Genomic DNA, 21,430 nt, shown 5'->3' on the forward strand with positions numbered 1-21,430 from the left:
TCATAGAAAAAACTGATCAGATGACAGAAAAATGAACATTAATGAACATCGATCTGTAGGAGTCAGCCTTGCTGGCGAACTGTTGGCTGGTTCGCCAGCAAGGCTGGCTCCTACAGGGGGCGTCAGACCACGTCGAGACGGATCTTGTACTGGTTGAGCAGTTGGGTAAGGGCTGGGGACGGGGCTTGGTCGGTCACCAGGCAGTCGATCAGGCTGATCGAACCCAGGCGCACCATGGCATTGCGGCCGAACTTGCTGGAGTCCGCCGCGAGAAGCACCTGGCGGGCATTGGCGATGATCGCCTGGGACACCCGCACTTCCTGGTAGTCGAAGTCCAGCAGGCTACCGTCTTCATCAATGCCGCTGATACCGACCACTGCGAAATCGACCTTGAACTGGTTGATGAAGTCGACGCTGGCCTGGCCCACCACGCCGCCGTCCCGACGTACCGTGCCACCGGCCACCAGCACTTCGAAGTCGTCCTTGGCGGCCAGGATCGCGGCCACGTGCAGGTTGTTGGTGATGATCTTCAGGTGGTTGTGGTTGAGCAGCGCGCGGGCAATGGACTCGGTGGTGGTACCGATATTGATGAACAGCGAGGCGTGGTCGGGGATCTGCCGGGCCACGGCTTCGGCGATACGCTGTTTTTCGTCGCGCATCTGGTCGGCGCGCATGGCGTAGGCGGTGTTCTCGATACTCGAGTCGTAGGCGGCGCCACCGTGGTAGCGACGTAGCAGATTGGCCTCGGCGAGCTGGTTGATATCGCGGCGGATGGTCTGCGGGGTGACGACGAACAGCTGCGCCATTTCTTCGATGCTGACATAGCCACGTTCACGGACCAGCTCGAGGATTTGTTGTTGGCGAGGGGGCAGATTCATGGGCGGTCCTTTGGGGCAGCCGGACAAATTCTGCAATGATGCCGTAGGAAGGGGTGGACGACCAGTCTGAATGCGCCGCCAAACTCTGTAGGAGCCAGCTTGCTGGCGAACGTTTTCACTCGTTCGCCAGCAAGCTGGCTCCTACAGAGTAGTGGTATCAGGCGTCGTGATCTTCCCAGTCGCGTGTGCGATCCACGGCCTTGCGCCAGCCCTTGTACAGTTTCTCTTTCTCGGCCTCAGCCAATTGTGGGCTGAACTCACGCTCGATGATCGCCTTGTCGCGCAGCTCGTCCAGGCCGCTCCAGAAACCGCACGCCAGGCCCGCCAGGTAGGCGGCACCGAGTGCCGTTGTTTCACGCATCTTCGGGCGCTCGACGCAGGTGCCGAGAATGTCGGCCTGGAACTGCATGAGGAAGTTGTTGGCCACCGCGCCACCGTCCACGCGCAGTTCGGACAATCGCTCACCGCAGTCTTGCTGCATGGCGTCGAGCACGTCGCGGGTCTGGTAGGCGATCGATTCCAGGGCGGCGCGAATGATGTGGTCCACCTTGACACCACGGGTCAGCCCGAACAGGGCGCCACGGGCATAGGGGTCCCAGTAGGGCGCACCCAGGCCGGTAAAGGCTGGCACCAGATACACGCCATTGCTGTCCTTGACCTTGCTGGCGAAGTACTCGGTGTCATGGGCATCGTTGACGATCTTCAGCTCGTCACGCAGCCACTGCACGGTGGAGCCGCCATTGAACACCGCGCCTTCCAGCGCGTAGGCCACTTCGCCGCGCGGGCCGCAGGCAATAGTGGTGAGCAGGCCGTGGGACGACTTGACCGCCTTGTCACCGGTGTTCATCAGCAGGAAGCAGCCGGTGCCGTAGGTATTCTTGGCCTGGCCCGGCTCCACGCACATCTGGCCGAACAGCGCCGACTGCTGGTCGCCGGCGATACCGGCGATGTCGATACCGCTCTTGGTCTTGCCGTAGACCTCGGACGATGGGCGCACTTCAGGCAGCATCTGCCGTGGAATGCCAAGGATATCGAGCAGCTTCTCGTCCCAGTGCAGCGTATGGATGTTGAACATCAGGGTGCGTGAGGCGTTGGTGTAGTCGGTGACGTGCACCTTGCCGCCGGAGAACTTCCAGATCAGCCAGGTATCGATGGTGCCGAACAGCAGCTCGCCGCGTTCGGCGCGTTCACGGGCACCTTCGACGTTGTCCAGGATCCACTTGAGCTTGGTGCCGGAGAAGTAGGGGTCGGTGACCAGGCCGGTGGCCTCGCGGATGTACTGTTCGTGGCCGTCGCGCTTGAGCTGGGCGCAAATCTCGGTGCTGCGGCGGCATTGCCAGACGATGGCGTTATAGACCGGGCGGCCGGTCTCTTTGTCCCAGACGACGGTGGTTTCACGCTGGTTGGTGATACCGATGGCGGCGACCTGGGCGTGGCTGATGCCGGCTTGGGCCAGGGCCTCGACCATGGTGGCGGACTGGGTGGCGAAGATTTCCATTGGGTCGTGCTCGACCCAGCCGGCCTGTGGGTAGTGCTGGGCGAACTCGCGCTGCGAGGTGCCGACCACATTGGCATCGCGATCGAAGATGATGGCGCGGGAACTGGTGGTGCCCTGGTCCAGGGCGATGATGTAGTTCTTGTCCAGGTTGTCAGTCATGTCGATGGCCTTGCACGAAATGGGAGTAGGTCAGGGCGTGGCGGGCGCGGGTCAATCGACCCAGGCGCCCGGCGCTGGCATCAGGAAGCCTGGGTGTCACACTGAGGATTATCGTCTGTCTGCAGGTTCGTGGCTTGCGCCGTCGGCAGGTTGCGGGCAATCAGGCCACGGTAGAGGGCCGCGCCCAGGCTGGCGCCGAGGATCGGTGCGAACACCGGAACCAGGAAATACGGAATATCGCGCCCACCAGTGAAGGCAATTTCGCCCCAACCGGCCAGGAACGTCATGAGCTTGGGCCCGAAATCACGCGCCGGGTTCATCGCGAAGCCGGTCAACGGGCCCATGGCGCTACCGATCACCGCGATCAACAGGCCGATCAGCAGCGGCGCGGTGGCGCCACGGGGCAGGCCGTTGTTGTCGTCGGTCAGGGCCATGATCACGGCCATCAGGATGGCAGTGATGATCACTTCGACCAGAAACGCCTGGCCGATCGATAGCGATGGATGCGGGTAAGTGGAGAAGACCGAGGCCAACTCGAGGCTGGCCTGGCTGCCGCGCAGCATATTGTGGGCTTGTTCGAAATCGAAGAACAGGGTGCTGTACAGGGTATAGACCAGGGCGGCACCGCAGAACGCGCCACACACCTGGGCCAGGATGTAGAACGGCAGCTTGCGTTTGTCGAAGCCGGCGAACAGGGCCAGGGCGATGCTTACCGCCGGGTTCAGGTGAGCGCCGGAAACGCCGGCGGTCAGGTAGATCGCCATGCTCACGCCGACCCCCCAGATGATGCTGATCTCCCACAGGCCGAAGCTGGCGCCAGCGACCTTGAGCGCGGCGACACAACCTGTGCCGAAGAAGATGAGCAGGGCGGTGCCGAGGAATTCGGCGAGGCACTGGCCGGAAAGCGTGGGTTGTCGTAGAGCAGTCGTCATGTTTGACCTCGGTTTTTTGTTGTTGTGAGGCGCTGGGCGCTCGACAGCAAAAAGCCCGGAGTCTATCCCCATGGACGCCGGGCAGGTACGGGAAGTGCACCTTATAGGTGCACCATTTATTCACAAACGAAAAAATATAGACAAGAAACGCTGATGTCAAAGGTCGAAAATGAACGCCTGGCCACAATCTGACCGCCACGCCGTGGTGCGAACATATGGCCGCTGCTCTAGCCTGGGGCTTGTGCTGGTCCATCTGGTGGAATTGCCCTAAAGTACCTGCCGACCCGTGATCGCATGGAGCCCTAGATGACCCCCGCCCTGGACTTGCTGAAGAAGGCGCGCGCCGAGCACCGCGTGCACAGTTACGAACATGATCCGAAAACGGCTTCCTACGGTCTGGAGGCCGCGGAAAAGCTGGGGCTCGATCCGCTTCGGGTGTTCAAGACCCTGCTGGCCAGCAGCGAGAAAGGGGAGTTGCTGGTAGCGGTGGTGCCGGTGGTTGGCACGCTGGATCTCAAGGCGCTGGCCCACGCCGCTGGCGTGAAGAAGTGCGAGATGGCCGACCCGCAGGCTGCCCAGCGTGCAACCGGTTACCTGGTGGGGGGGATCAGCCCGCTGGGGCAGAAGAAGCGCTTGCGCACGTTCATCGACCAGTCGGCGCAACATCACGAAACCATTCATGTGAGTGCTGGGCGTCGTGGACTGGAAGTCGAGTTGGCCGCGTCGGTGCTTGCCACCCACACCCAAGCCCAGTTCGCCGAAATCGGTCGCCTGTAGGAGCCGGCTTGCCGGCGAATGTGATCGACAGGCAAACGCTGTTGCCAGGACTATCGCGTTCGCCGGCAAGCCGGCTCCTACAAGGGTCAGTGCGCTGAGCTGTAGCGGCGCACACCGTTTTCCTGGCGAGGCAGCTGGGCCGCGACGCTGCCTGGCACCGGGAACAGCACCAGGTGATCGGCCGCCACGGCGATCCCGACGTCATGGCCGACCTGATGGTCGATATGGCTTGGGAAGATCGCCTCGAGCTGGCTGCCGGTGGCCAGTTGCAGGCGATACAGGGTCGAAGCACCGAGGAAGCTCTTGCCAACGATCTGCGCACGCAACTCGCTGTCAGGTGCGTGGAGAATGTCGTCCGGGCGCAGCAGTACGTCCACCGAGCTGCCCAGGGCCATGGTATAGGCGCGATTGCCACGCAGCTCGCCGAGCTCGGTGGTCACTGCGTCATGGCTGCTCATCTGGCCACGAATGAAGTAACCCTGGCCGATGAAGCTGGCAACGAAGGGTGTCTGCGGTTCGTGGTAGAGGTTATAGGGCGTGTCCCACTGCTCCAGGCAGCCTTCCTTGAATACACCGACATGGTCGCTGACGGCGAAGGCTTCCTCCTGGTCATGGGTGACCAGGATGGCACTCGTACCACGGCTCTTGAGAATGTCGCGCACTTCATGGCTGAGGCGTCGGCGCAGTTCCACGTCGAGGTTGGAGAACGGCTCGTCGAGCAGCAACAGCTGCGGCTCGGGCGCCAGGGCGCGGGCCAGGGCGACCCGCTGCTGCTGGCCGCCGGACAGCTCGTGTGGGTAGCGCCCACCGAGGCCGCCGAGCTTGACCAGCTCGAGCATTTCTTCGACCACGTCGGCCTGGCGTGGGTGCTTGCCGATGCCGAAGGCGATGTTCTGTGCCACGGTGAGGTGGGGGAACAGCGCATAGTCCTGGAACACCATGCCGATCCGGCGTTTCTCCGGCGCCAGGGTGAACCCGGCGCGGGAGATGACCTCGCCGGCCAGCTGGATCTCGCCTTCGTGCACCGGCTCGAAGCCGGCGATGGCGCGAAGCGTCGTGGTCTTGCCGCAACCGGATGAGCCCAGCAGGCAACCGATGTCGCCTGCGTTCAGGTGCAGGTTGAGGTTCTGGACGATGCGCTGGTCGCCATAGCCGCAGGCGAGGTTGCGCAGGTTGAGCAGTAAGGGTTGACTCATGCGTGGTGGTAAGCCGGTTCTACAAGGAATTCCAGGAGGGCCTTCTGTGCATGCAGGCGGTTCTCAGCTTCGTCCCAGGCGACCGAGCGCGGGTCGTCGAGCAGGTCCTGGCTGATCTCCTCGCCACGGTGGGCGGGCAGGCAGTGCATGAACAGGGCATCGGGTGCCGCCAGGTCGAGCAGTTCGCGGGTGACCTGGTAAGGCGCGAAATGCGCCAGGCGCCGTGCAGTTTCCTCTTCCTGGCCCATGGAAGTCCAGACATCCGTGGTGACCAGGTGGGCGCCGCGCACGGCTTCCTTGGGGTCGCGGATGATCTGCACGCGCTCGCCACCCAGTTGCAGGAAGCGTGGGTCGGGCTCGTAGCCTCCAGGGCAGGTGATGCGCAGCTGGAAATCGAACTGCACGGCGGCCTCGATGTAGGAGTTGCACATGTTGAAGCCATCGCCGACCCAGGTCACGGTCTTGCCCTGGATCGAACCGCGGTGCTCCATGAACGTCTGCATGTCGGCCAGCAACTGGCAGGGGTGCGACTCATCCGACAGGCCGTTGATCACCGGCACCTTCGAATGGGCGGCGAATTCGGTGAGGGTGCTGTGGGCATGGGTGCGGATCATCACCGCATCGACCATGCTCGACAGCACGATGGCGCTGTCGGCGATCGGTTCGCCACGGCCCAGTTGCGTATCGCGGGGCGAAAGGAAGATGGCCTGGCCACCGAGCTGGATCATGCCGGCCTCGAAGGAGACACGGGTACGGGTGGAGGACTTCTCGAAGATCATCCCCAGCACGCGGCTCTTCAACGGCTCGAACAGCACGCCGCGCTTGCGCAGGTCCTTCAGCTCGATGCCTCGACGGATCACGCCGAGCAGTTCGTCAGCAGTGAAATCCATCAGGGAGAGAAAGTGCCTTGCGCTCATGATTGACTACCTTATCTGCAACGGTGTGCAGGTCGACCGTATGGTTTTTTTGACAACGGGGGTGACCTGCGGCGTAAACCGCACGGGGCGGACGGAATAGGGAAAGGCGCAATACTATAATTAAATGTCGCCTCAAACCAAGAGGGGAAACAGTGGCTCTGTATCAGAGGGTGTCGCAAACCCTTGGAACCAGACTGTTTTTTATTTGCTACAGAGGTTGTACACGGCTCGACGCGCCTTTGGCAAACTCACCGTCGCGAATCGTGCGACTGATGTCGCCCGATTCACGCCACGAACCTCGCTGGCACGCCTGTGGCCAGCGGCGCATAGTCGATCGACCAGAACAACAAGGCAGAGGCGGCCATGACCAAGACCCTGCATCACCGAGCCTGTCACCTGTGCGAGGCCATCTGCGGCCTGAACATCGAAGTCACCCATGAAGCCGATGGCCGGGCGCATATCAGCTCGATCAAGGGCGACCCGCAGGACCCGTTCAGCCGCGGCCATATCTGCCCCAAGGCGGTCGCCCTGCAGGATATCCAGGAGGACCCCGATCGGCTGCGCCAGCCCCATCGGCGTATCGGTGATCAATGGCAGGCGATCGGCTGGGACGAGGCCTTCGAGTTTGCCGCCGAGCGCCTGTGGGCAGTCCAGCAGGCCCATGGGCGCAATGCCGTTGCGGTGTATCAGGGCAATCCCAGTGTGCACAACTATGGCTTGATGACCCATAGCAACTACTTCCTGGGCCTGCTCAAGACCCGCAATCGCTATTCCGCCACCTCGGTGGACCAGCTGCCGCAGCATTTGACCAGTCACCTGATGTACGGGCATGGCCTGCTATTGCCGATCCCGGATATCGATCACACCGACTTCATGCTCATTCTCGGCGGCAATCCACTGGCGTCCAATGGCAGCATCATGACGGTGCCGGATGTCGAGAAACGCTTGAAGGCGCTGAAGGCCAGGGGAGGGCGCCTGGTGGTGGTCGACCCGCGTCGCAGCGAGACGGCGGCGATGGCCGACACGCACCTGTTTGTCCGCCCCGGTGGTGATGCGGCGCTGCTGTGCGGGGTATTGCACACCCTGTTCGCCGAAGGCCTGGGCCGTGGCTCGCACCTGCCGGTCAATGGGTTGGAGCAGGTGCGTGAAGCCATCGCCCCCTTCGATGCGGGGGCCATGAGTGCGTTGTGCGGCATTGCGCAGGACGATATCCGGCAACTGGCCCGTGACTTCGCCGCTGCCGACAAGGCCGTGTGCTATGGACGAATGGGTGTTTCCACCCAGGCGTTCGGTTCGCTTTGCCACTGGCTGGTGCAACTGATCAACCTGGTCACCGGCAACCTCGACCGTGAAGGGGGGGCGTTGTGTACCGAGCCTGCGGTGGACCTGGTCGCCAGTACTTCGGGTGGGCACTTCAACCAATGGCAGAGCCGGGTTTCAGGCTTGCCGGAGTACGGGGGCGAGTTGCCGGTCTCGGCCTTGGCCGAGGAAATCCTCGTACCCGGCGAAGGGCAAGTGCGGGCCCTGGTGACGGTGGCCGGCAATCCGGTGCTGTCCACGCCCAATGGCCGCCGTCTGGACGAGGCGCTTGCAGGCCTCGAATTCATGCTCAGCATCGACTTGTACATCAACGAAACCACTCGTCATGCGGATCTGGTCCTGCCGTCGACGTCGGCGCTGGAGAATGATCACTACGATTCCACGTTCAACCTGCTGGCGGTGCGCAATGTCACCCGTTTTAACCGGGCGATCCTGCCCAAACCTGAAGGCGCTTTGCATGACTGGGAGATTTTCGTCGGTCTGGCGAAGGCTTTCGCCAACCGGGCTCTGATCGAGCTCAAGGCGACCCTCCCGCCGGCACAGATGATCGACATCGCCCTGCGCAAGGGGCGCCATGGTGACCAGTCGCCGCTGCAATTGTCCGTGCAGGCGCTCGACCGACATCCACATGGGCTGGACCTTGGGCCGTTGCGACCGAACCTTGCGGCGCGTCTTGGGACGGCCAGCCAGGCGGTCGAGGCGGCACCCGCAGTGCTGCTCGCCGATTTGCGGCGCCTTGCCCGGCAGGCGCCGCTCGCTCCCGGGCAACTGCTGCTGATCGGCCGCCGCCATGTACGCAGCAACAATTCATGGATGCACAACTTCCATCGGCTGGTGAAAGGCAAGCCACGTCATCAACTGCTGATGCACCCGGACGACTTGCACCAGCGGCAACTTCAGGATGGTCAGACCGTGCGGGTGCGGTCGCGGACCGGCATGCTCGAAGTGCAGGTCCAGGCCAGCGATGAGATGATGCCAGGCGTGGTCAGCCTGCCCCATGGCTTTGGCCATGCTCGCCAGGGCGCGCGATTGCAGATCGCCAGTGCGCAGCCAGGCGTCAGCGCCAACGACCTGACCGACGAGTATCTGCGCGACGGTGTTTCCGGCAATGCCGCGCTAAATGGCGTGCCGGTGGAGGTAGAGGCCGCTTGAACATCGGCAAGGCCGAGCACGCTGCTCGGCTTTCCGTTACAATGCGCCACCGTGCCGACGATCACGTCGGAAAGTTCAGCCGAGGTGCTTCATGGATATCATCGAAACAATCAAAGAGCAGATCGCCAACAACACCATTCTGCTTTACATGAAAGGCTCGCCGAATGCCCCGCAGTGCGGCTTCTCGGCCAAGGCGGCGCAAGCCGTGATGGGTTGTGGCGAGAAGTTTGCCTACGTCGACATCCTGCAGAACCCGGAAATCCGCGCCAACCTGCCCAAGTACGCCAACTGGCCGACCTTCCCGCAACTGTGGGTCGCCGGTGAGCTGGTTGGTGGCAGCGACATCATGAGCGAGATGTTTGCCAACGGCGAACTGCAGACCCTGATCAAGGAAGCTGCCGCCAAGGCCAAGGCTTCCGAGGCCTGATCCGGTCCTTGCATGCAAAAAGCCCCGCAATTGCGGGGCTTTTTGTTTTCTGACGTGATTTGACGCGCGTCTCTGTAGGAGCGGCTTTAGCCGCGATCACCCGCGAAGCGGGTGCCCGAAACCGCGTTGCCGGCATCGCGGCTAAAGCCGCTCCTACGGGCGAGTGGGCTTATTCTTCGCCCATCTGCGATTGCAGGTAGTTCTCGATGCCGATCTTGTCGATCAGGCCCAGTTGAGTTTCCAGCCAGTCGATGTGCTCCTCCTCGGACTCGAGGATGTCTTCGAGCAGTTCACGAGAGCCGAAGTCGCCAACGGTCTCGCAATGGGCGATGGCGGCCTTGAGGTCGGCGTGGCCCTTCTTCTCGATCTTCAGGTCGCACTCGAGCATCTCTTTGGTGTGCTCGCCGATCAGCAGCTTGCCCAAGTCCTGGACGTTGGGGATGCCTTCGAGGAAGAGAATACGCTTGATCAGTTTGTCAGCGTGCTTCATCTCGTCGATGGATTCCTTGTACTCGTGCTTGCCGAGCTTGTTCAGGCCCCAGTCCTCATACATACGCGCATGCAGGAAATACTGGTTGATTGCGACCAGCTCGTTTCCGAGGATCTTGTTGAGATGCTGGATGACGCTTACGTCGCCTTTCATGATGGGGTCCTGCCCTGTGGAAGTTGAGCCAATGAATACAAGTTTGAGCCTGGCTATCCCATGTGTCAAACCTAAGTTATTGAATAATAAGTGAAATTTAATCGGAATAAGAATGTTTGTGAACCGCGTTATGGCGCTAACTTATTGAATTACAGGCATAAAAAAACCGGACGCGAGGTCCGGTTCTTCAAAATCTGATTTGTTACGCCGCGTTGAATTCAACGGGGTAGGGCAGCACGGCCTGTTGGCTGAGTTGCAGCTCGGTCAGGGTTTCACGCACCACCTGCTTGGCGAGGCAGGCGCACTTGCCACATTGGCTGGCGACATTGGTGGCGGCTCGAACTTCCTTGTAGCTGCAGCATCCTTCGTAGATCGCATCGCGGATCTGTCCGTCGGTGACACCGACACAGAGACACACATACATAAGGGCTAACCATTGCGGGTTGAGTCGATGGGTTGGAGAGTAATGGTAATGAGAATGCTTGTCAAAGCACTTTCTGGAAGTGGCGTCCTTGAGCGACCGGTGGTAGAGATTCGGCCTGTCACCCTAAGCCGTGTATGATGGTCGGCCTTTGTCGGATTCCGGGTGGGCACGTCTCATCCGGGCAAGGTTTTACCCCTCATCAGGAGAAATCGAATGAGTGTACTCGTAGGCAAAAAAGCCCCTGACTTCACCGTACCGGCCGTGCTGGGCAACGGCGAGATCGTCGACAGCTTCAACCTGGCCTCGGCCATCAAGGGCAAGTACGGCCTGGTGTTCTTCTACCCGCTGGACTTCACCTTCGTCTGCCCGTCCGAGCTGATCGCCCTGGACCACCGCATCCCTGACTTCCAGGCACGCAACGTGGAAGTGATCGGCGTGTCGATCGACTCGCACTTCACCCACAACGCCTGGCGTAACACCCCGGTCAACAATGGCGGCATCGGCCAGGTCAAGTACACCTTGGCTGCCGACATGACCCACGAAATCTGCAAGGCCTACGACGTCGAGTCCGAAGGCGGCGTGGCCTTCCGTGGTGCCTTCCTGATCGACACCAACGGTGTTGTTCGTTCGCAGATCGTCAACGACCTGCCACTGGGCCGTAACATGGACGAGCTGCTGCGCCTGGTCGACGCCCTGCAATTCCACGAAGAGCACGGCGAAGTCTGCCCGGCCAACTGGAAGAAAGGCGACAAGGGCATGAACGCTTCGCCGGAAGGTGTTGCGGCTTACCTGAGCGAGAACGCTGGCAAGCTGTAATTGCCACGCGAATAAAAAAACCGGCCCATGAGGCCGGTTTTTTTATATCTACGATTGAGCGCCACCCTGTAGGAGCCGGCTTTGCCGGCGAACCAGGATGCGCGGTGGCTGGCACCGGCGCTGCCGGTGTTCGCCGGCGAGGCCGGCTCCTACAGGGGCGGGGTTCAATCGTTGAAATCGCGCCAGCCGCCCATTTCTTTCCAGCGGTTGACGATGCCGCAGAACAGCTCGGCGGTCTTCTCTGTGTCGTAACGCGCCGAGTGGGCCTCGCGGCCATCAAAGTCGATATCCGCGCTTTGGCAGGCCCGCGCCAATACGGTCTGGCCATAGGCGAGGCCGGCGAGGGTAGCCGTGTCGAAGCTGGAGAATGGGTGGAACGGGTTGCGCTTGATGTCGTTGCGCGCCACGGCGGCGTTGAGGAAGCCCAGGTCGAAGCTGCTGTTGTGCCCGACCAGAATCGCTCGCTTGCAGCCGTTGGCCTTCAGGGCCTTGCGCACACCCCGGAAGATGTCGGTGAGCGCACTTTCCTCGCTCACCGCCATGCGCAGCGGGTGGTCTAGCTTGATGCCGGTGAACTCCAGTGCGGCCGCCTCGATGTTGGCCCCTTCGAACGGTTCAACCCGGTAGAAGTAGGTGTGCTCGGGGAACAGGAAGCCTTTCTCGTCCATGCCGATGGTCACGGCGGCAATTTCCAGCAGGGCGTCGGTGGCACTGTTGAAACCGCCGGTCTCAACATCCACCACCACCGGCAGGTAACCGCGGAAACGTTCGGCCATGGGATGGCGCGAGCCGCTGCTGACCTGGCTGTCCTGGTCGTCTTCGTAGAGGTCTTCGCTCACGCGTTGTCCTCCAGCAGGCGCCAGCGCAGTTTTTCACCGGCGCGCAGGGGGATCACGGTGTTGTCACCAAAGGGCAGGCTGTCGGGGGCGGTCCACTCGTCACGCACCAGGGTGATGGTGTCGGTGTTGCGTGGCAGGCCGTAGAAGTCCGGGCCGTGCTTGCTGGCGAAGCCTTCGAGCTTGTCCAGCGCGTTGCGTTGCTCGAACGCCTCGGCGTACAGCTCGATGGCGGCGTAGGCGGTGTAGCAGCCGGCGCAGCCGCAGGCGGCTTCCTTGGCGTGCTTGGCGTGGGGGGCCGAGTCGGTGCCCAGGAAGAACTTCGGATTGCCGCTGGTGGCGGCATCGAGCAGCGCGACCTGATGGGTGTTGCGCTTCAGGATGGGCAGGCAATAGAAGTGCGGGCGGATGCCGCCGACCAGCATGTGGTTGCGGTTGTACAGCAGGTGCTGGGCGGTGATGGTTGCGCCAACGTTGGCCGGGGCCTCGGTGACGAACTGTGCGGCATCGGCGGTGGTGATGTGCTCGAACACCACCTTCAGCGTTGGGAAGCGTTCGACCAGGCGGCGCATGTGCTCGTCGATGAAACGCTTCTCGCGGTCGAACACGTCGATCTCGCTGCGCGTCACTTCACCGTGCACCAGCAGGGGCATGCCAGTCTCGGCCAGGGCCTCGATCGCCGGGAAGATGTTGTCGATGCTGGTCACGCCCGAGTCGGAATTGGTAGTGGCGCCGGCCGGGTAGAGCTTGGCGGCATACACGAAGCCACTGGCCTTGGCCGCGCGGATATCCTCGGGGCTGGTGCGGTCGGTCAGGTAGAGCACCATCAGCGGTTCGAAACGGCTGCCGGCCGGGCGCGCGGCGAGAATGCGCTCGCGGTAGCCACCGGCCTCGAGGGCGTTGCGTACCGGCGGTACGAGGTTGGGCATGATGATGGCGCGGGCGAAGGTGCGCGCCACGTCGCCGACGGTATGTTGCAGGACGGCACCATCGCGCAGATGGATGTGCCAGTCGTCGGGGCGCAGGAGGGTCAGGCGATCGGACATTGGGGATTCCAGGCGGGTCGAACTCAGAAGCCAATCCTACCGGAAAACCCCTGTTCAAGCACGGCTATCAAGTTTTCCGACGAGCGACCGATAGCCTTGAGGTAAGCCGTCAGAATCTGTGGAGCCGCCCGTGCGCCAGCGTTACCTAGCCCTGTTCACCCTCGTCGCCAGCTTGCCGGCCGGGGCCCTGACCTTCCAGACCCGCGTGGAGAACGTTGCCTGGAAAGTCGAGGGAGACCAGTTCGAGTGTCGCCTGATCCAGCCGATCGACGGCTTCGGCAGCGGTGAGTTCGTGCGTCGCGCCGGCGAGCAGCCGACCTTCCAATTGCGTTCGGACAGTAATGTACTGGGGGCCGGTTCCGCCACGTTGTTGGCGGCGGCAGCGCCCTGGCAACCGGGGCGCGGCGATGTCAACCTGGGTGCTGTGCGCATGGCCCGCACGGGGGTGTTGTTCACTTCGTCCCAGGGTCAGGCCAGCCGCCTGATCAATGGCTTGCTCGATGGGCGCAGCACGGTGGTGCGCAATTATGCCGGCGAAGGTGGTCGGCCCATGGAAGTGCATGTGCTCCCGGTGAGTTTCACCAAGGCCTATGGCGACTACCAGGCGTGCGCCGCGAAACTGTTGCCGATGAACTTCGACCAGATCCGCCAGACCCAGGTCGGCTTTCCTGGTGCGGGGATCGAGCTGGACGCTGCGGGGCGTGCCCGTCTGGATGTGGTCCTCGACTACTTGAAGGCCGACCCGTCGGTCAACCACATTGAGCTCGACGGCCATTCAGACAACAGCGGAAATCGCCTGACCAATCGTGACACCTCCCGTCGCCGTGCCCTGGCAGTGGCCGAGTACCTGAAGGCCCATGGTGTGCCGGAAGACCAGATCACCGTGCGTTTCCATGGCGAGCGCTATCCACTGGCCAAGAACAACAGTGCCGCCAACCGTGCGCGCAACCGCCGAGTGAATATTCAGCTAGACCGCGTGACCCCGGTGGAGAAGCCCGTGGAAAAGCCTGCTGCACCTGCGGTGCCGGCCGCGGCCGCACCGATTCCGGCCACGCCTTCTGCGCCTGCCGCAGCCCCCGTGAAACCTGCTACGGCAACCAAGGCCTGAGTGCGACCACGGGTCGCGCCCTCGACAGTTACTGTCGCTTTGTCGTCACAAGCTGTCGCCCCATTGTAAATTTTTCGGCAACGTCGGTAGAATCAACGCCTTTCCGTACAATCCCGTGGAGTGATGGCATGGCGGACGTAAAAAAGGTCGTATTGGCGTATTCCGGCGGCCTTGATACTTCGGTGATTCTCAAGTGGCTGCAGGACACCTACAACTGTGAAGTGGTGACCTTCACCGCTGACCTGGGGCAGGGCGAGGAGGTCGAACCGGCCCGCGCCAAGGCTCAGGCGATGGGCGTGAAAGAAATCTACATCGACGATCTGCGCGAAGAATTCGTGCGTGACTTCGTCTTCCCGATGTTCCGCGCCAACACCGTCTACGAAGGCGAGTACCTGCTGGGTACCTCCATCGCCCGTCCGCTGATCGCCAAGCGTCTGATCGAGATCGCCAACGAAACCGGCGCCGATGCCATTTCCCACGGTGCGACCGGCAAGGGTAACGACCAGGTGCGTTTCGAGCTGGGCGCTTATGCGCTCAAGCCCGGTGTGAAGGTTATCGCCCCGTGGCGTGAGTGGGACTTGCTGTCCCGCGAGAAACTGATGGACTACGCCGAGAAGCACGGCATTCCGATCGAGCGCCACGGCAAGAAGAAGTCGCCGTACTCGATGGATGCCAACCTGCTGCACATCTCCTACGAAGGCGGTGTCCTGGAAGATACCTGGACCGAGCACGAGGAAGACATGTGGCGTTGGAGCGTCTCCCCGGAAAACGCCCCGGACCAGGCCACTTACATCGAGTTGACCTACCGCAACGGTGACATCGTCGCCATCGACGGCGTCGAGAAGTCGCCTGCCACTGTGCTTGCCGACCTGAACCGTATCGGTGGCGCCAATGGTATCGGCCGCCTCGACATCGTCGAGAACCGTTACGTCGGCATGAAGTCCCGTGGCTGCTACGAAACTCCGGGCGGCACCATCATGCTCAAAGCCCACCGCGCCATCGAGTCGATCACCCTTGATCGCGAAGTCGCTCACCTGAAGGATGAGCTGATGCCGAAGTACGCCAGCCTGATCTACACCGGCTACTGGTGGAGCCCTGAGCGCCTGATGCTGCAGCAGATGATCGACGCTTCGCAGGTCAATGTGAACGGTGTCGTCCGCCTGAAGCTGTACAAGGGCAACGTGACCGTTGTCGGCCGCAAGTCTGACGATTCGTTGTTCGATGCCAACATCGCGACCTTCGAGGAAGATGGTGGTGCCTACAACCAGGCTGACGCGGCAGGTTTCATCAAGTTGAATGCACTGCGCATGCGTATCGCGGCCAACAAGGGGCGTTCGCTGCTCTGAGTTTGGATGGTGATGAAAAACCCGGCCTTGGCCGGGTTTTTTGTTGCCTGTTGCTCAGCTTGGGTGATGGATGTTCGGGGGCGTTTCGAGATTGCCCTGCATGGGGCTGACCTTGAACTGGATGCATGTGCGTGTATCCAGGTTGTACAACGTCCAGCGCCGGGCCGCTCGAACCGGGCGATTGATCAGGCGCAGTACCTGGTTCTCGATCAGCTTGCGGCTGTCCGGGCCGGAGATTGCAATGACCATGGGTTCTTCGCCTGGCTCAGGTGGCTTCTCGGCACTGGTTCGGGGAGCCAGGTTGTCGGGAGGTGTACTGGAGGTCTGGGAGGGTGATGCTTTGTCTGGAGTATGGCAGGGCGCAGGCGCATCGTGCTTGTCGGGGGCGAACAACGTATTGCTGTTGAAATTGAGCGTCAGGAAAAACAATACCGTCAGAAAAAACGGAAATCCCACCAGAAACCATGTGTAGATGGTCTGACTACTTTCGCTCAGGAATGGCAGCGAAGCCAGTGCTGAGGCTTCGATGACTCCGGCGAATACGGCGATGAGGGCCAGTGGGCTGATTGATTCTTGACTCATGATAAGTGCCTGCGATGGGTATGGCTCATCAGTAGTCTGTTTGACAGCACAGGATCAGTTGGTGCTGGTTCCTTGTGAGGAAAACCGACTTATCGATTCATGGATTTGAATATTCTGCGTGGGAAGTTGAAGTTTCCTGCGCAGAGTGTAATTGATTTGCGATTTTATCCCGTCCACGCCAGTGCTATTTTTTTAACGCTGCAGCCTGCAGGGGGCACGCCCTTGAGTATCGGGGGATGCATGTAGGAAATTTCCTTAAATGGAGTAAGTAGTTTCTTGGAATGTCTCTGCCAAGGAAACCGTTGCATAAAGCGTTGCGATGTTCGGTTATGGTGGAGTGTCGTAATTAAAAATAACGAAACAATGGATATCGCATGAACAAAGTGCTGATCGTGGATGATCACCCGGTCATTCGCCTGGCGGTACGCATGCTGATGGAGCGGCATGGTTACGAGGTGGTGGCGGAAACCGACAACGGTGTGGATGCCTTGCAACTGACACGGGATCATCTACCCGATATTGTCATTCTGGATATTGGGATTCCCAAGCTCGATGGACTGGAAGTCATCGCCCGGATAACCTTGGTCAGTCCTGCGAGCAAGGTGCTGGTACTGACTTCCCAGGCTCCAGGGCATTTCTCGATGCGCTGCATGCAGGCAGGCGCTGCTGGCTATGTCTGCAAGCAGCAGGACCTGACAGAGTTGCTCAGTGCGATCAAGGCTGTGCTGTCAGGCTACAGTTACTTTCCCAATCAGGCGTTGCACAAGGGCAAGACTGGGGTGGGTGGCGGGACGGAAGTGGAGATGGTCGAGCGGCTCTCTGGTAGGGAGATGATGGTGTTGCAACAACTGGCGCGCGGCAAGAGCAACAAGGAAATCGCCGATAGCATGTTCCTCAGTAACAAGACGGTGAGTACCTACAAGACGCGTTTGTTACTCAAGCTCAATGCACGGTCCCTGGTGGACCTCATCGAACTGGCCCAGCGCCACGGTCTGGCCTGAATGCCAAAGAAAAAGCCTCCGTTCAGGAGGCTTTTTCTTGACTGTGCTACAGGTCGTAGTCGAAGTCGGCCAATTGCTTCTGCAGGCGTCGTTCTTCCAGCATGTTGTCAATGGTGCGGCGCTTGCTGAGGTTGGTCTTGGCCGGTTCGGCCTGGGGTTCCACGTCCTCGTCCGCGCTCTGGAAATCTTCGTCGATAGCCAAGTCTTCTTTATCGGTGCTCATGCGTCACTCCAAGCCAAAGGGCCCTTGGCCGTCCTTATAGCGGGAATCACGAAGCGGGTAAAAAAGATTTTTTCAATCGTATTGAGCAGTTTTTACCTGCCGCCTCAATCGTCCGAAGTTTTGTGCTTGTATTCGCAAAGGTCCTCGATACGGCAACTGCCGCAGCGGGGCTTGCGGGCCTGGCAAACGTAGCGCCCGTGCAGGATGAGCCAGTGATGGGCGTCGAGCAGATAGTCCTTGGGGACGAACTTGAGCAGCTTTTTCTCTACTTCCAGAACGGTCTTGCCGGGGGCGATGCCCGTGCGATTGCTGACGCGGAAAATGTGCGTGTCGACTGCCATGGCCAACTGGCGGAAGGCGGTGTTGAGCACGACATTTGCGGTTTTGCGCCCCACACCGGGCAAGGCTTCGAGTGCTTCACGGGTCTGCGGCACTTCACCATCGTGCTGTTCGACCAGCAGGCGACAGGTCTCGATGACATTCTTCGCCTTGCTGTTATAGAGCCCAATGGTCTTGATGTAGTCACTCAACCCCTCCACGCCAAGCGCGTGAATGGCTTGTGGGGTGTTGGCCACGGGGAACAGGCGCGCGGTGGCTTTGTTGACACCCACATCGGTGGCCTGGGCCGAGAGGATGACGGCGATCAGCAGTTCGAAAGGTGTTGAATAAGCCAGTTCGGTCTTGGGGTCAGGATTGTCTTCATGCAGCCTGCGAAAGATCTCCAGGCGTTTGGCGGCATTCATGGGGTCAAAGGGTTCCTTGACGACGAGGTGAGGTAGGCGGGCGCAGGTGATTGTACAAGCCCAGCAGCAGGCCGAGCAGTATGAGGGCGCCAGGGGCGAGCAGGGCGATATGTAGCCCCAGCCAGTCATTCGCCAGTTGGCGGCAAGTGGCCAGCGCCAGGCAAGCCAGTAACAGGCCACACAGGTGGGCCAGCAATGGGCGCCAGCGGTCCGTGGCGGGTAGCAGCAGGTCAATGGCGAGGCACGGCAAGACCAGGAGCGTCGGGTAGTACCCCAAGCTCTGCGTCAGGGGCAGGGCCCAGGCGCGTAGTCCGAGTTGCAGGCATGTTGCCAGGGCTGCCGCCAGCATGAGGCTTGCATACAGCCGTGGCAGGGGGGCGAGCGTATTGCGTAGCGGGGCCATCAAGCCTTGGTGCAGGCTCACCAGAAGCAGGCTGCAAGCGGCTATGGCCGCGGCCTGCATGATTGTCCCGGTTGCACCGATCAGGGGGGGCAGGCTGGCAATCAGCAACCCGTATCTATTCATCGGCAGTCTCGTTGGTAAGGCGTGGCTTATGCGCGTCGAAGTAACGCAATGCATCCTGAATGGCGTTGATCACGGCGCGCGAGGTCACCGTCGCTCCGGCCAGTTGGTCGAACGCACCCTGATCGCGTTTCAGCGCCCAAGCCTGTTCGGGAGGGATGTCACGTCGACTGCCGATAAACTGGTCGAGCCAGCGCGATGTCGGGTTGGCCAACTGGTCGCCCAGGCCGGGGCTCTCCTGCTGGTGAAGCACCCGGATGCCGATCAGCCGGCCTTGGGCATCAATTGCGATGGCCAGTTCGATCGGCCCACCATAGCCCTGCAAGCTACTGCGCAGTATGACGGCCGACAACTTGCCGGCACGCGTTGCGCGGTAGCCGGCCAGCAGGCGGCTATGGCGCAAGGTCGAGTCTGCCAGCTCAACGGGCCCCAGCAATGGCTGGTTGTCATAGCTGCCCTGAGGTAGCACCGCCAACCACTGGCGTTCCTGCAACTGGCGTTCGGCTTGAGCAATACTGTCGGCGGTCCAGTGTCGCCAGGCCAGGCTGAGGCCCACGCTAAGCCCGGTGACTGCAACCAACACGAGGGCCGTGCCTGCGCGAGCGTTCATGCTTGCACCTGTTCTCGGCGCTCTGCCCAACGATCCAGGCCTGGTACTGCCAGGTTCATCAGCAGGATGGCGAACGCGGTGCCGTCGGGAAAATTGCCCCAGATGCGGATCAGGTAGATCAACAGGCCGCTGCCCATGCCGAACACCAGGCGGGCGAGCGGGCGCCGGCAGCCGGAAATCGGCTCGGTGGCAATGAAGAACGCGGCAAGCATGGTCGAGCCTGAGAACAGGTGCAGCAGTGGCGAGCCGTGGGAGTCTGAACCTGAACCATTCCAGCCCAGCAAGCTGCACAGGAAGATGGCGCCGAGCAGGCCCGCTGGGGCGTGCCAGGTGCACACCTTGCGTTGCAGCAGGAACAGACCGCCCAGCAGGAATGCCAGGTTCACCCATTCGCTACCGCGTCCCCCCAGATTGCCGAAGGCCGGGTTCTGGCTGAACAACTCGTCGATCGTCAGGCTGCGATTGTGCTTCAGTACATCGAGCACGGTCGGGCTTGCCCAGGCGTCGATCTGGTCGCCTGGGTTGAAGGCCTGCAGCAGGCTGTCGATCAGACCCGCCGCCTGGCCAGGCCAGTGGTGCATCTGCTGGGGGAAGCTCAGCAGGACGAATGCGTAGCCAACCATGGCGGGGTTGAACAGGTTGCGACCGACGCCACCAAAGGCCTGTTTGCCCAGGCCGATGGCAACGACCGTGGCGCAAAACGGCAGCCACCAGGGGGCCTGGCTGGGCAATGCGGCGGCAAGCAACACGGCGGTCACCAGTGCGCTGCAATCACTCAGGGCGCTTTCCATGGGCTGTTTGCGCAAGGAGAGTAGCAGCGCCTCCGTGAGCAGTGCGGCACTGGCGCAAAGGATCAGGTTGATCAGCACGCCCCAGCCCTGCAGCCAGAACAGTGCCAGGATACCCGGGGCGCAGCCCAGCAGGACCACGCCCATGGCGTTGCGCAGGCGCGGGTCAGGCGCGGGCATGGCCTTGCAGCTCTTCGAGGTGATTGCGGGCGTGTTCGCTGGCGGCTTCCAGCGCGTGCAACTGGGCGAGTTGGGTCGCGTCGGGGGTGGCACCCAAGGCGTTGCGTGCCTTGCCGAGTTGCGCCTGGCTGATTGCCACGGCCATTTTTGCCTGTTTGAGTGCGACATCGCTTGCGCTTGTGAGGTTCGCCTGGTGCTGACGGGCATCGCGTTCCGCTTGGCGTCGCACTATTTCACGATGCAGGCGCGCCTTACGCCGTTCGTGGCGTTGTCGGGCCTGATTGCGACGTTGACTGCGTGCCTGGCGCTGTTCGTCGGTGTGGGCAATTCCATCGACGATGGGCACGACGTTGTCCGGCAGGGGGCGCATATCGATGCAGTCGACCGGGCAGGCGGGCAGGCATAGGTCGCAGCCGGTACATTCAATGGCAATCACGGTGTGCATCAATTTGCTTGCGCCGACGATGGCGTCCACAGGGCATGCCTGGATGCACTTGGTACAGCCGATGCATTCGGCTTCACGGATGGAGGCGACTTGCGCAGGGGCCTGGCCGCGCGTGGTGTCGGGCGCGATGATCGGTACCTGGAGCAGCTCGGCCAGGGCCGCGATGGTCTCGCGGCCACCGGGTGGGCACTTGTTGATCGCTTCGCCCGCCGCCAGGCCTTCGGCATAAGGCCGACAGCCGGGATGGCCGCATTTGCCGCATTGTGTCTGCGGCAGCAGGGCGTCGATGCGTTGAATCAGACTCATTGTGTGAATAGTCCATTGAGCCCTGAGAACGCCAAGGCCATCACGCCGGCACCGAGCAGCTCGATCGGCAAGCCGCGCAAGGCCACGGGTATTTCTGCATGGCGGCTGCGCTCGCGCAGGTCGTTGTAGAGGACGAGAGCAAGCCAGAAGCCCGCGCCAGCCAACCCCCCCCGGATCAGGGCCTGCCATGGGCCGTGGCCTTCTGCGGTGAGTTGCAACATCAAGCCTAGCAGCGCGACGTTGCCCATCAGCAAGGGTTGCAGGCCGTTCGTGGGCCAGTTCGGGCGAAGCCGTTGCAATGCATGCGGTAGGCCCCAGGCCAGGGCCATCATCAGCGGCAGCAACAGGAACAACTGCAAGCTCTGCCACTGCAGAGGGGCTAGCACGTAGCGCTCCAGCAACACACTGCCAGGAAGCCCGAGCAGGAGCAGAAGACCACTGCACAGGCCGAGCACATGCAGTCGATCGCGCTCGGCTTGCCCCGGCTGCAAGGCCAGGAGATTGATCAGCGTGGCGCTGACCAGGACCAGGACGTAGTCGCTCATGACAATGCC

General features: G+C 61.6%; 24 protein-coding genes. 7 read left to right on the plus strand and 17 right to left on the minus strand.

Going from position 1 to position 21,430, the window contains the following annotated elements; translation table 11 throughout:
• Positions 1–122 precede the first annotated feature (122 nt).
• From glpR to PSEEN_RS05570, 3 genes are all read right to left on the minus strand, one after another.
• A complete protein-coding gene (gene glpR / locus PSEEN_RS05560; protein ID WP_011532511.1) occupies positions 123–878 on the minus strand; it encodes a DNA-binding transcriptional repressor GlpR in 756 nt (251 codons plus the stop codon).
• A gap of 157 nt (positions 879–1,035) precedes the next feature.
• The gene (gene glpK / locus PSEEN_RS05565) at positions 1,036–2,535 is read right to left on the minus strand and encodes a glycerol kinase GlpK (RefSeq protein ID WP_011532512.1); all 1,500 of its coding nucleotides are present in this window, start codon (positions 2,533–2,535) and stop codon (positions 1,036–1,038) included.
• A gap of 80 nt (positions 2,536–2,615) precedes the next feature.
• Positions 2,616–3,467 carry an MIP/aquaporin family protein gene (locus tag PSEEN_RS05570; RefSeq protein WP_011532513.1) on the minus strand — a complete coding sequence of 284 codons (852 nt, stop codon included), beginning with the start codon at positions 3,465–3,467 and terminating at the stop codon, positions 2,616–2,618.
• Positions 3,468–3,773: 306 nt separating this feature from the next.
• Here PSEEN_RS05570 and ybaK point away from each other — a divergent pair, with 306 nt between their 5' ends.
• Positions 3,774–4,244, plus strand: coding sequence for a Cys-tRNA(Pro) deacylase (gene ybaK, locus PSEEN_RS05575; RefSeq protein ID WP_011532514.1), 471 nt, complete (start codon positions 3,774–3,776; stop codon positions 4,242–4,244).
• 86 nt (positions 4,245–4,330) lie between these two features.
• Here the strand turns inward: ybaK and PSEEN_RS05580 are convergent, their stop codons facing one another.
• Complete coding sequence (locus PSEEN_RS05580) at positions 4,331–5,440, minus strand: ABC transporter ATP-binding protein (protein ID WP_011532515.1); 1,110 nt, start codon at positions 5,438–5,440, stop codon at positions 4,331–4,333.
• On the minus strand, positions 5,437–6,357 hold the full coding sequence (argF, locus tag PSEEN_RS05585) for an ornithine carbamoyltransferase (RefSeq protein WP_011532516.1): 921 nt from the start codon (positions 6,355–6,357) through the stop codon (positions 5,437–5,439). Before argF ends, PSEEN_RS05580 begins: the two co-directional genes overlap by 4 nt.
• Positions 6,358–6,720: 363 nt before the next feature.
• On the opposite strand from argF, the gene PSEEN_RS05590 reads away from it, so the two are divergent.
• Complete coding sequence (locus PSEEN_RS05590; protein WP_011532517.1) at positions 6,721–8,829, plus strand: molybdopterin oxidoreductase family protein; 2,109 nt, start codon at positions 6,721–6,723, stop codon at positions 8,827–8,829.
• Between the two features lie 91 nt (positions 8,830–8,920).
• On the plus strand, positions 8,921–9,256 hold the full coding sequence (gene grxD, locus PSEEN_RS05595; protein WP_011532518.1) for a Grx4 family monothiol glutaredoxin: 336 nt from the start codon (positions 8,921–8,923) through the stop codon (positions 9,254–9,256).
• A 169-nt stretch (positions 9,257–9,425) separates the two neighbouring features.
• Here grxD and bfr read toward each other — a convergent pair whose 3' ends face one another.
• A complete protein-coding gene (gene bfr, locus PSEEN_RS05600; RefSeq protein ID WP_011532519.1) occupies positions 9,426–9,899 on the minus strand; it encodes a bacterioferritin in 474 nt (157 codons plus the stop codon).
• Positions 9,900–10,101: 202 nt separating this feature from the next.
• Positions 10,102–10,323 carry a bacterioferritin-associated ferredoxin gene (locus PSEEN_RS05605; protein WP_011532520.1) on the minus strand — a complete coding sequence of 74 codons (222 nt, stop codon included), beginning with the start codon at positions 10,321–10,323 and terminating at the stop codon, positions 10,102–10,104.
• A 213-nt stretch (positions 10,324–10,536) separates the two neighbouring features.
• On the opposite strand from PSEEN_RS05605, the gene PSEEN_RS05610 reads away from it, so the two are divergent.
• Positions 10,537–11,139, plus strand: coding sequence for a peroxiredoxin (locus tag PSEEN_RS05610; protein WP_009684560.1), 603 nt, complete (start codon positions 10,537–10,539; stop codon positions 11,137–11,139).
• Positions 11,140–11,303: 164 nt separating this feature from the next.
• Here the strand turns inward: PSEEN_RS05610 and rnt are convergent, their stop codons facing one another.
• Both rnt and pyrC read right to left on the minus strand, forming a co-directional pair.
• Complete coding sequence (gene rnt / locus PSEEN_RS05615) at positions 11,304–11,915, minus strand: ribonuclease T (protein WP_275679263.1); 612 nt, start codon at positions 11,913–11,915, stop codon at positions 11,304–11,306.
• 59 nt (positions 11,916–11,974) lie between these two features.
• On the minus strand, positions 11,975–13,021 hold the full coding sequence (gene pyrC, locus PSEEN_RS05620) for a dihydroorotase (RefSeq protein WP_011532522.1): 1,047 nt from the start codon (positions 13,019–13,021) through the stop codon (positions 11,975–11,977).
• A 130-nt stretch (positions 13,022–13,151) separates the two neighbouring features.
• On the opposite strand from pyrC, the gene PSEEN_RS05625 reads away from it, so the two are divergent.
• Together PSEEN_RS05625 and PSEEN_RS05630 are read left to right on the plus strand one after the other, a co-directional pair.
• A complete protein-coding gene (locus PSEEN_RS05625) occupies positions 13,152–14,129 on the plus strand; it encodes a flagellar protein MotY (RefSeq protein ID WP_011532523.1) in 978 nt (325 codons plus the stop codon).
• Positions 14,130–14,257: 128 nt separating this feature from the next.
• Complete coding sequence (locus tag PSEEN_RS05630) at positions 14,258–15,475, plus strand: argininosuccinate synthase (protein WP_003254941.1); 1,218 nt, start codon at positions 14,258–14,260, stop codon at positions 15,473–15,475.
• Positions 15,476–15,529: 54 nt separating this feature from the next.
• Here the strand turns inward: PSEEN_RS05630 and PSEEN_RS25965 are convergent, their stop codons facing one another.
• Positions 15,530–16,057 carry a hypothetical protein gene (locus tag PSEEN_RS25965; protein WP_011532524.1) on the minus strand — a complete coding sequence of 176 codons (528 nt, stop codon included), beginning with the start codon at positions 16,055–16,057 and terminating at the stop codon, positions 15,530–15,532.
• Positions 16,058–16,431: 374 nt separating this feature from the next.
• Between PSEEN_RS25965 and PSEEN_RS05640 the strand changes: the two genes are divergently transcribed.
• Positions 16,432–17,058: a response regulator transcription factor gene (locus PSEEN_RS05640; protein WP_011532525.1), complete on the plus strand. Its 627-nt coding sequence runs from the start codon at positions 16,432–16,434 to the stop codon at positions 17,056–17,058.
• Between the two features lie 46 nt (positions 17,059–17,104).
• Here the strand turns inward: PSEEN_RS05640 and PSEEN_RS26825 are convergent, their stop codons facing one another.
• From PSEEN_RS26825 to PSEEN_RS26970, 7 genes are all read right to left on the minus strand, one after another.
• A complete protein-coding gene (locus PSEEN_RS26825; protein WP_011532526.1) occupies positions 17,105–17,281 on the minus strand; it encodes a PA3496 family putative envelope integrity protein in 177 nt (58 codons plus the stop codon).
• A 104-nt stretch (positions 17,282–17,385) separates the two neighbouring features.
• Positions 17,386–18,024, minus strand: a complete 639-nt coding sequence (nth, locus tag PSEEN_RS05650; protein ID WP_011532527.1) for an endonuclease III — start codon at positions 18,022–18,024, stop codon at positions 17,386–17,388.
• 4 nt (positions 18,025–18,028) lie between these two features.
• Complete coding sequence (locus tag PSEEN_RS05655) at positions 18,029–18,550, minus strand: Rnf-Nqr domain containing protein (RefSeq protein WP_044487773.1); 522 nt, start codon at positions 18,548–18,550, stop codon at positions 18,029–18,031.
• On the minus strand, positions 18,543–19,157 hold the full coding sequence (locus tag PSEEN_RS05660) for an RnfABCDGE type electron transport complex subunit G (protein ID WP_011532529.1): 615 nt from the start codon (positions 19,155–19,157) through the stop codon (positions 18,543–18,545). Before PSEEN_RS05660 ends, PSEEN_RS05655 begins: the two co-directional genes overlap by 8 nt.
• Positions 19,154–20,125 (minus strand): RnfABCDGE type electron transport complex subunit D, encoded by a 972-nt coding sequence (locus PSEEN_RS05665; RefSeq protein ID WP_011532530.1) that lies wholly within the window; start codon positions 20,123–20,125, stop codon positions 19,154–19,156. Before PSEEN_RS05665 ends, PSEEN_RS05660 begins: the two co-directional genes overlap by 4 nt.
• A complete protein-coding gene (locus PSEEN_RS05670; RefSeq protein ID WP_011532531.1) occupies positions 20,112–20,876 on the minus strand; it encodes an RnfABCDGE type electron transport complex subunit B in 765 nt (254 codons plus the stop codon). Before PSEEN_RS05670 ends, PSEEN_RS05665 begins: the two co-directional genes overlap by 14 nt.
• The gene (locus tag PSEEN_RS26970; RefSeq protein WP_011532532.1) at positions 20,873–21,421 is read right to left on the minus strand and encodes an Rnf-Nqr domain containing protein; all 549 of its coding nucleotides are present in this window, start codon (positions 21,419–21,421) and stop codon (positions 20,873–20,875) included. Before PSEEN_RS26970 ends, PSEEN_RS05670 begins: the two co-directional genes overlap by 4 nt.
• Positions 21,422–21,430: the final 9 nt, after the last annotated feature.

This window comes from Pseudomonas entomophila L48 (assembly GCF_000026105.1).
Lineage (GTDB): Bacteria > Pseudomonadota > Gammaproteobacteria > Pseudomonadales > Pseudomonadaceae > Aquipseudomonas > Aquipseudomonas entomophila.

Excerpts from the sequence above, each read along its gene's own strand:
- glpR (WP_011532511.1), bottom strand. The coding sequence starts at position 878 with ATGAATCTGCCCCCTCGCCAACAACAAATCCTCGAGCTGGTCCGTGAA.
- glpK (WP_011532512.1), bottom strand. The coding sequence starts at position 2,535 with ATGACTGACAACCTGGACAAGAACTACATCATCGCCCTGGACCAGGGC.
- PSEEN_RS05570 (WP_011532513.1), bottom strand. The coding sequence starts at position 3,467 with ATGACGACTGCTCTACGACAACCCACGCTTTCCGGCCAGTGCCTCGCC.
- ybaK (WP_011532514.1), top strand. The coding sequence starts at position 3,774 with ATGACCCCCGCCCTGGACTTGCTGAAGAAGGCGCGCGCCGAGCACCGC.
- PSEEN_RS05580 (WP_011532515.1), bottom strand. The coding sequence starts at position 5,440 with ATGAGTCAACCCTTACTGCTCAACCTGCGCAACCTCGCCTGCGGCTAT.
- argF (WP_011532516.1), bottom strand. The coding sequence starts at position 6,357 with ATGAGCGCAAGGCACTTTCTCTCCCTGATGGATTTCACTGCTGACGAA.
- PSEEN_RS05590 (WP_011532517.1), top strand. The coding sequence starts at position 6,721 with ATGACCAAGACCCTGCATCACCGAGCCTGTCACCTGTGCGAGGCCATC.
- grxD (WP_011532518.1), top strand. The coding sequence starts at position 8,921 with ATGGATATCATCGAAACAATCAAAGAGCAGATCGCCAACAACACCATT.
- bfr (WP_011532519.1), bottom strand. The coding sequence starts at position 9,899 with ATGAAAGGCGACGTAAGCGTCATCCAGCATCTCAACAAGATCCTCGGA.
- PSEEN_RS05605 (WP_011532520.1), bottom strand. The coding sequence starts at position 10,323 with ATGTATGTGTGTCTCTGTGTCGGTGTCACCGACGGACAGATCCGCGAT.
- PSEEN_RS05610 (WP_009684560.1), top strand. The coding sequence starts at position 10,537 with ATGAGTGTACTCGTAGGCAAAAAAGCCCCTGACTTCACCGTACCGGCC.
- rnt (WP_275679263.1), bottom strand. The coding sequence starts at position 11,915 with ATGGCCGAACGTTTCCGCGGTTACCTGCCGGTGGTGGTGGATGTTGAG.
- pyrC (WP_011532522.1), bottom strand. The coding sequence starts at position 13,021 with ATGTCCGATCGCCTGACCCTCCTGCGCCCCGACGACTGGCACATCCAT.
- PSEEN_RS05630 (WP_003254941.1), top strand. The coding sequence starts at position 14,258 with ATGGCGGACGTAAAAAAGGTCGTATTGGCGTATTCCGGCGGCCTTGAT.
- PSEEN_RS25965 (WP_011532524.1), bottom strand. The coding sequence starts at position 16,057 with ATGAGTCAAGAATCAATCAGCCCACTGGCCCTCATCGCCGTATTCGCC.
- PSEEN_RS05640 (WP_011532525.1), top strand. The coding sequence starts at position 16,432 with ATGAACAAAGTGCTGATCGTGGATGATCACCCGGTCATTCGCCTGGCG.
- PSEEN_RS26825 (WP_011532526.1), bottom strand. The coding sequence starts at position 17,281 with ATGAGCACCGATAAAGAAGACTTGGCTATCGACGAAGATTTCCAGAGC.
- nth (WP_011532527.1), bottom strand. The coding sequence starts at position 18,024 with ATGAATGCCGCCAAACGCCTGGAGATCTTTCGCAGGCTGCATGAAGAC.
- PSEEN_RS05655 (WP_044487773.1), bottom strand. The coding sequence starts at position 18,550 with ATGAATAGATACGGGTTGCTGATTGCCAGCCTGCCCCCCCTGATCGGT.
- PSEEN_RS05660 (WP_011532529.1), bottom strand. The coding sequence starts at position 19,157 with ATGAACGCTCGCGCAGGCACGGCCCTCGTGTTGGTTGCAGTCACCGGG.
- PSEEN_RS05665 (WP_011532530.1), bottom strand. The coding sequence starts at position 20,125 with ATGCCCGCGCCTGACCCGCGCCTGCGCAACGCCATGGGCGTGGTCCTG.
- PSEEN_RS05670 (WP_011532531.1), bottom strand. The coding sequence starts at position 20,876 with ATGAGTCTGATTCAACGCATCGACGCCCTGCTGCCGCAGACACAATGC.
- PSEEN_RS26970 (WP_011532532.1), bottom strand. The coding sequence starts at position 21,421 with ATGAGCGACTACGTCCTGGTCCTGGTCAGCGCCACGCTGATCAATCTC.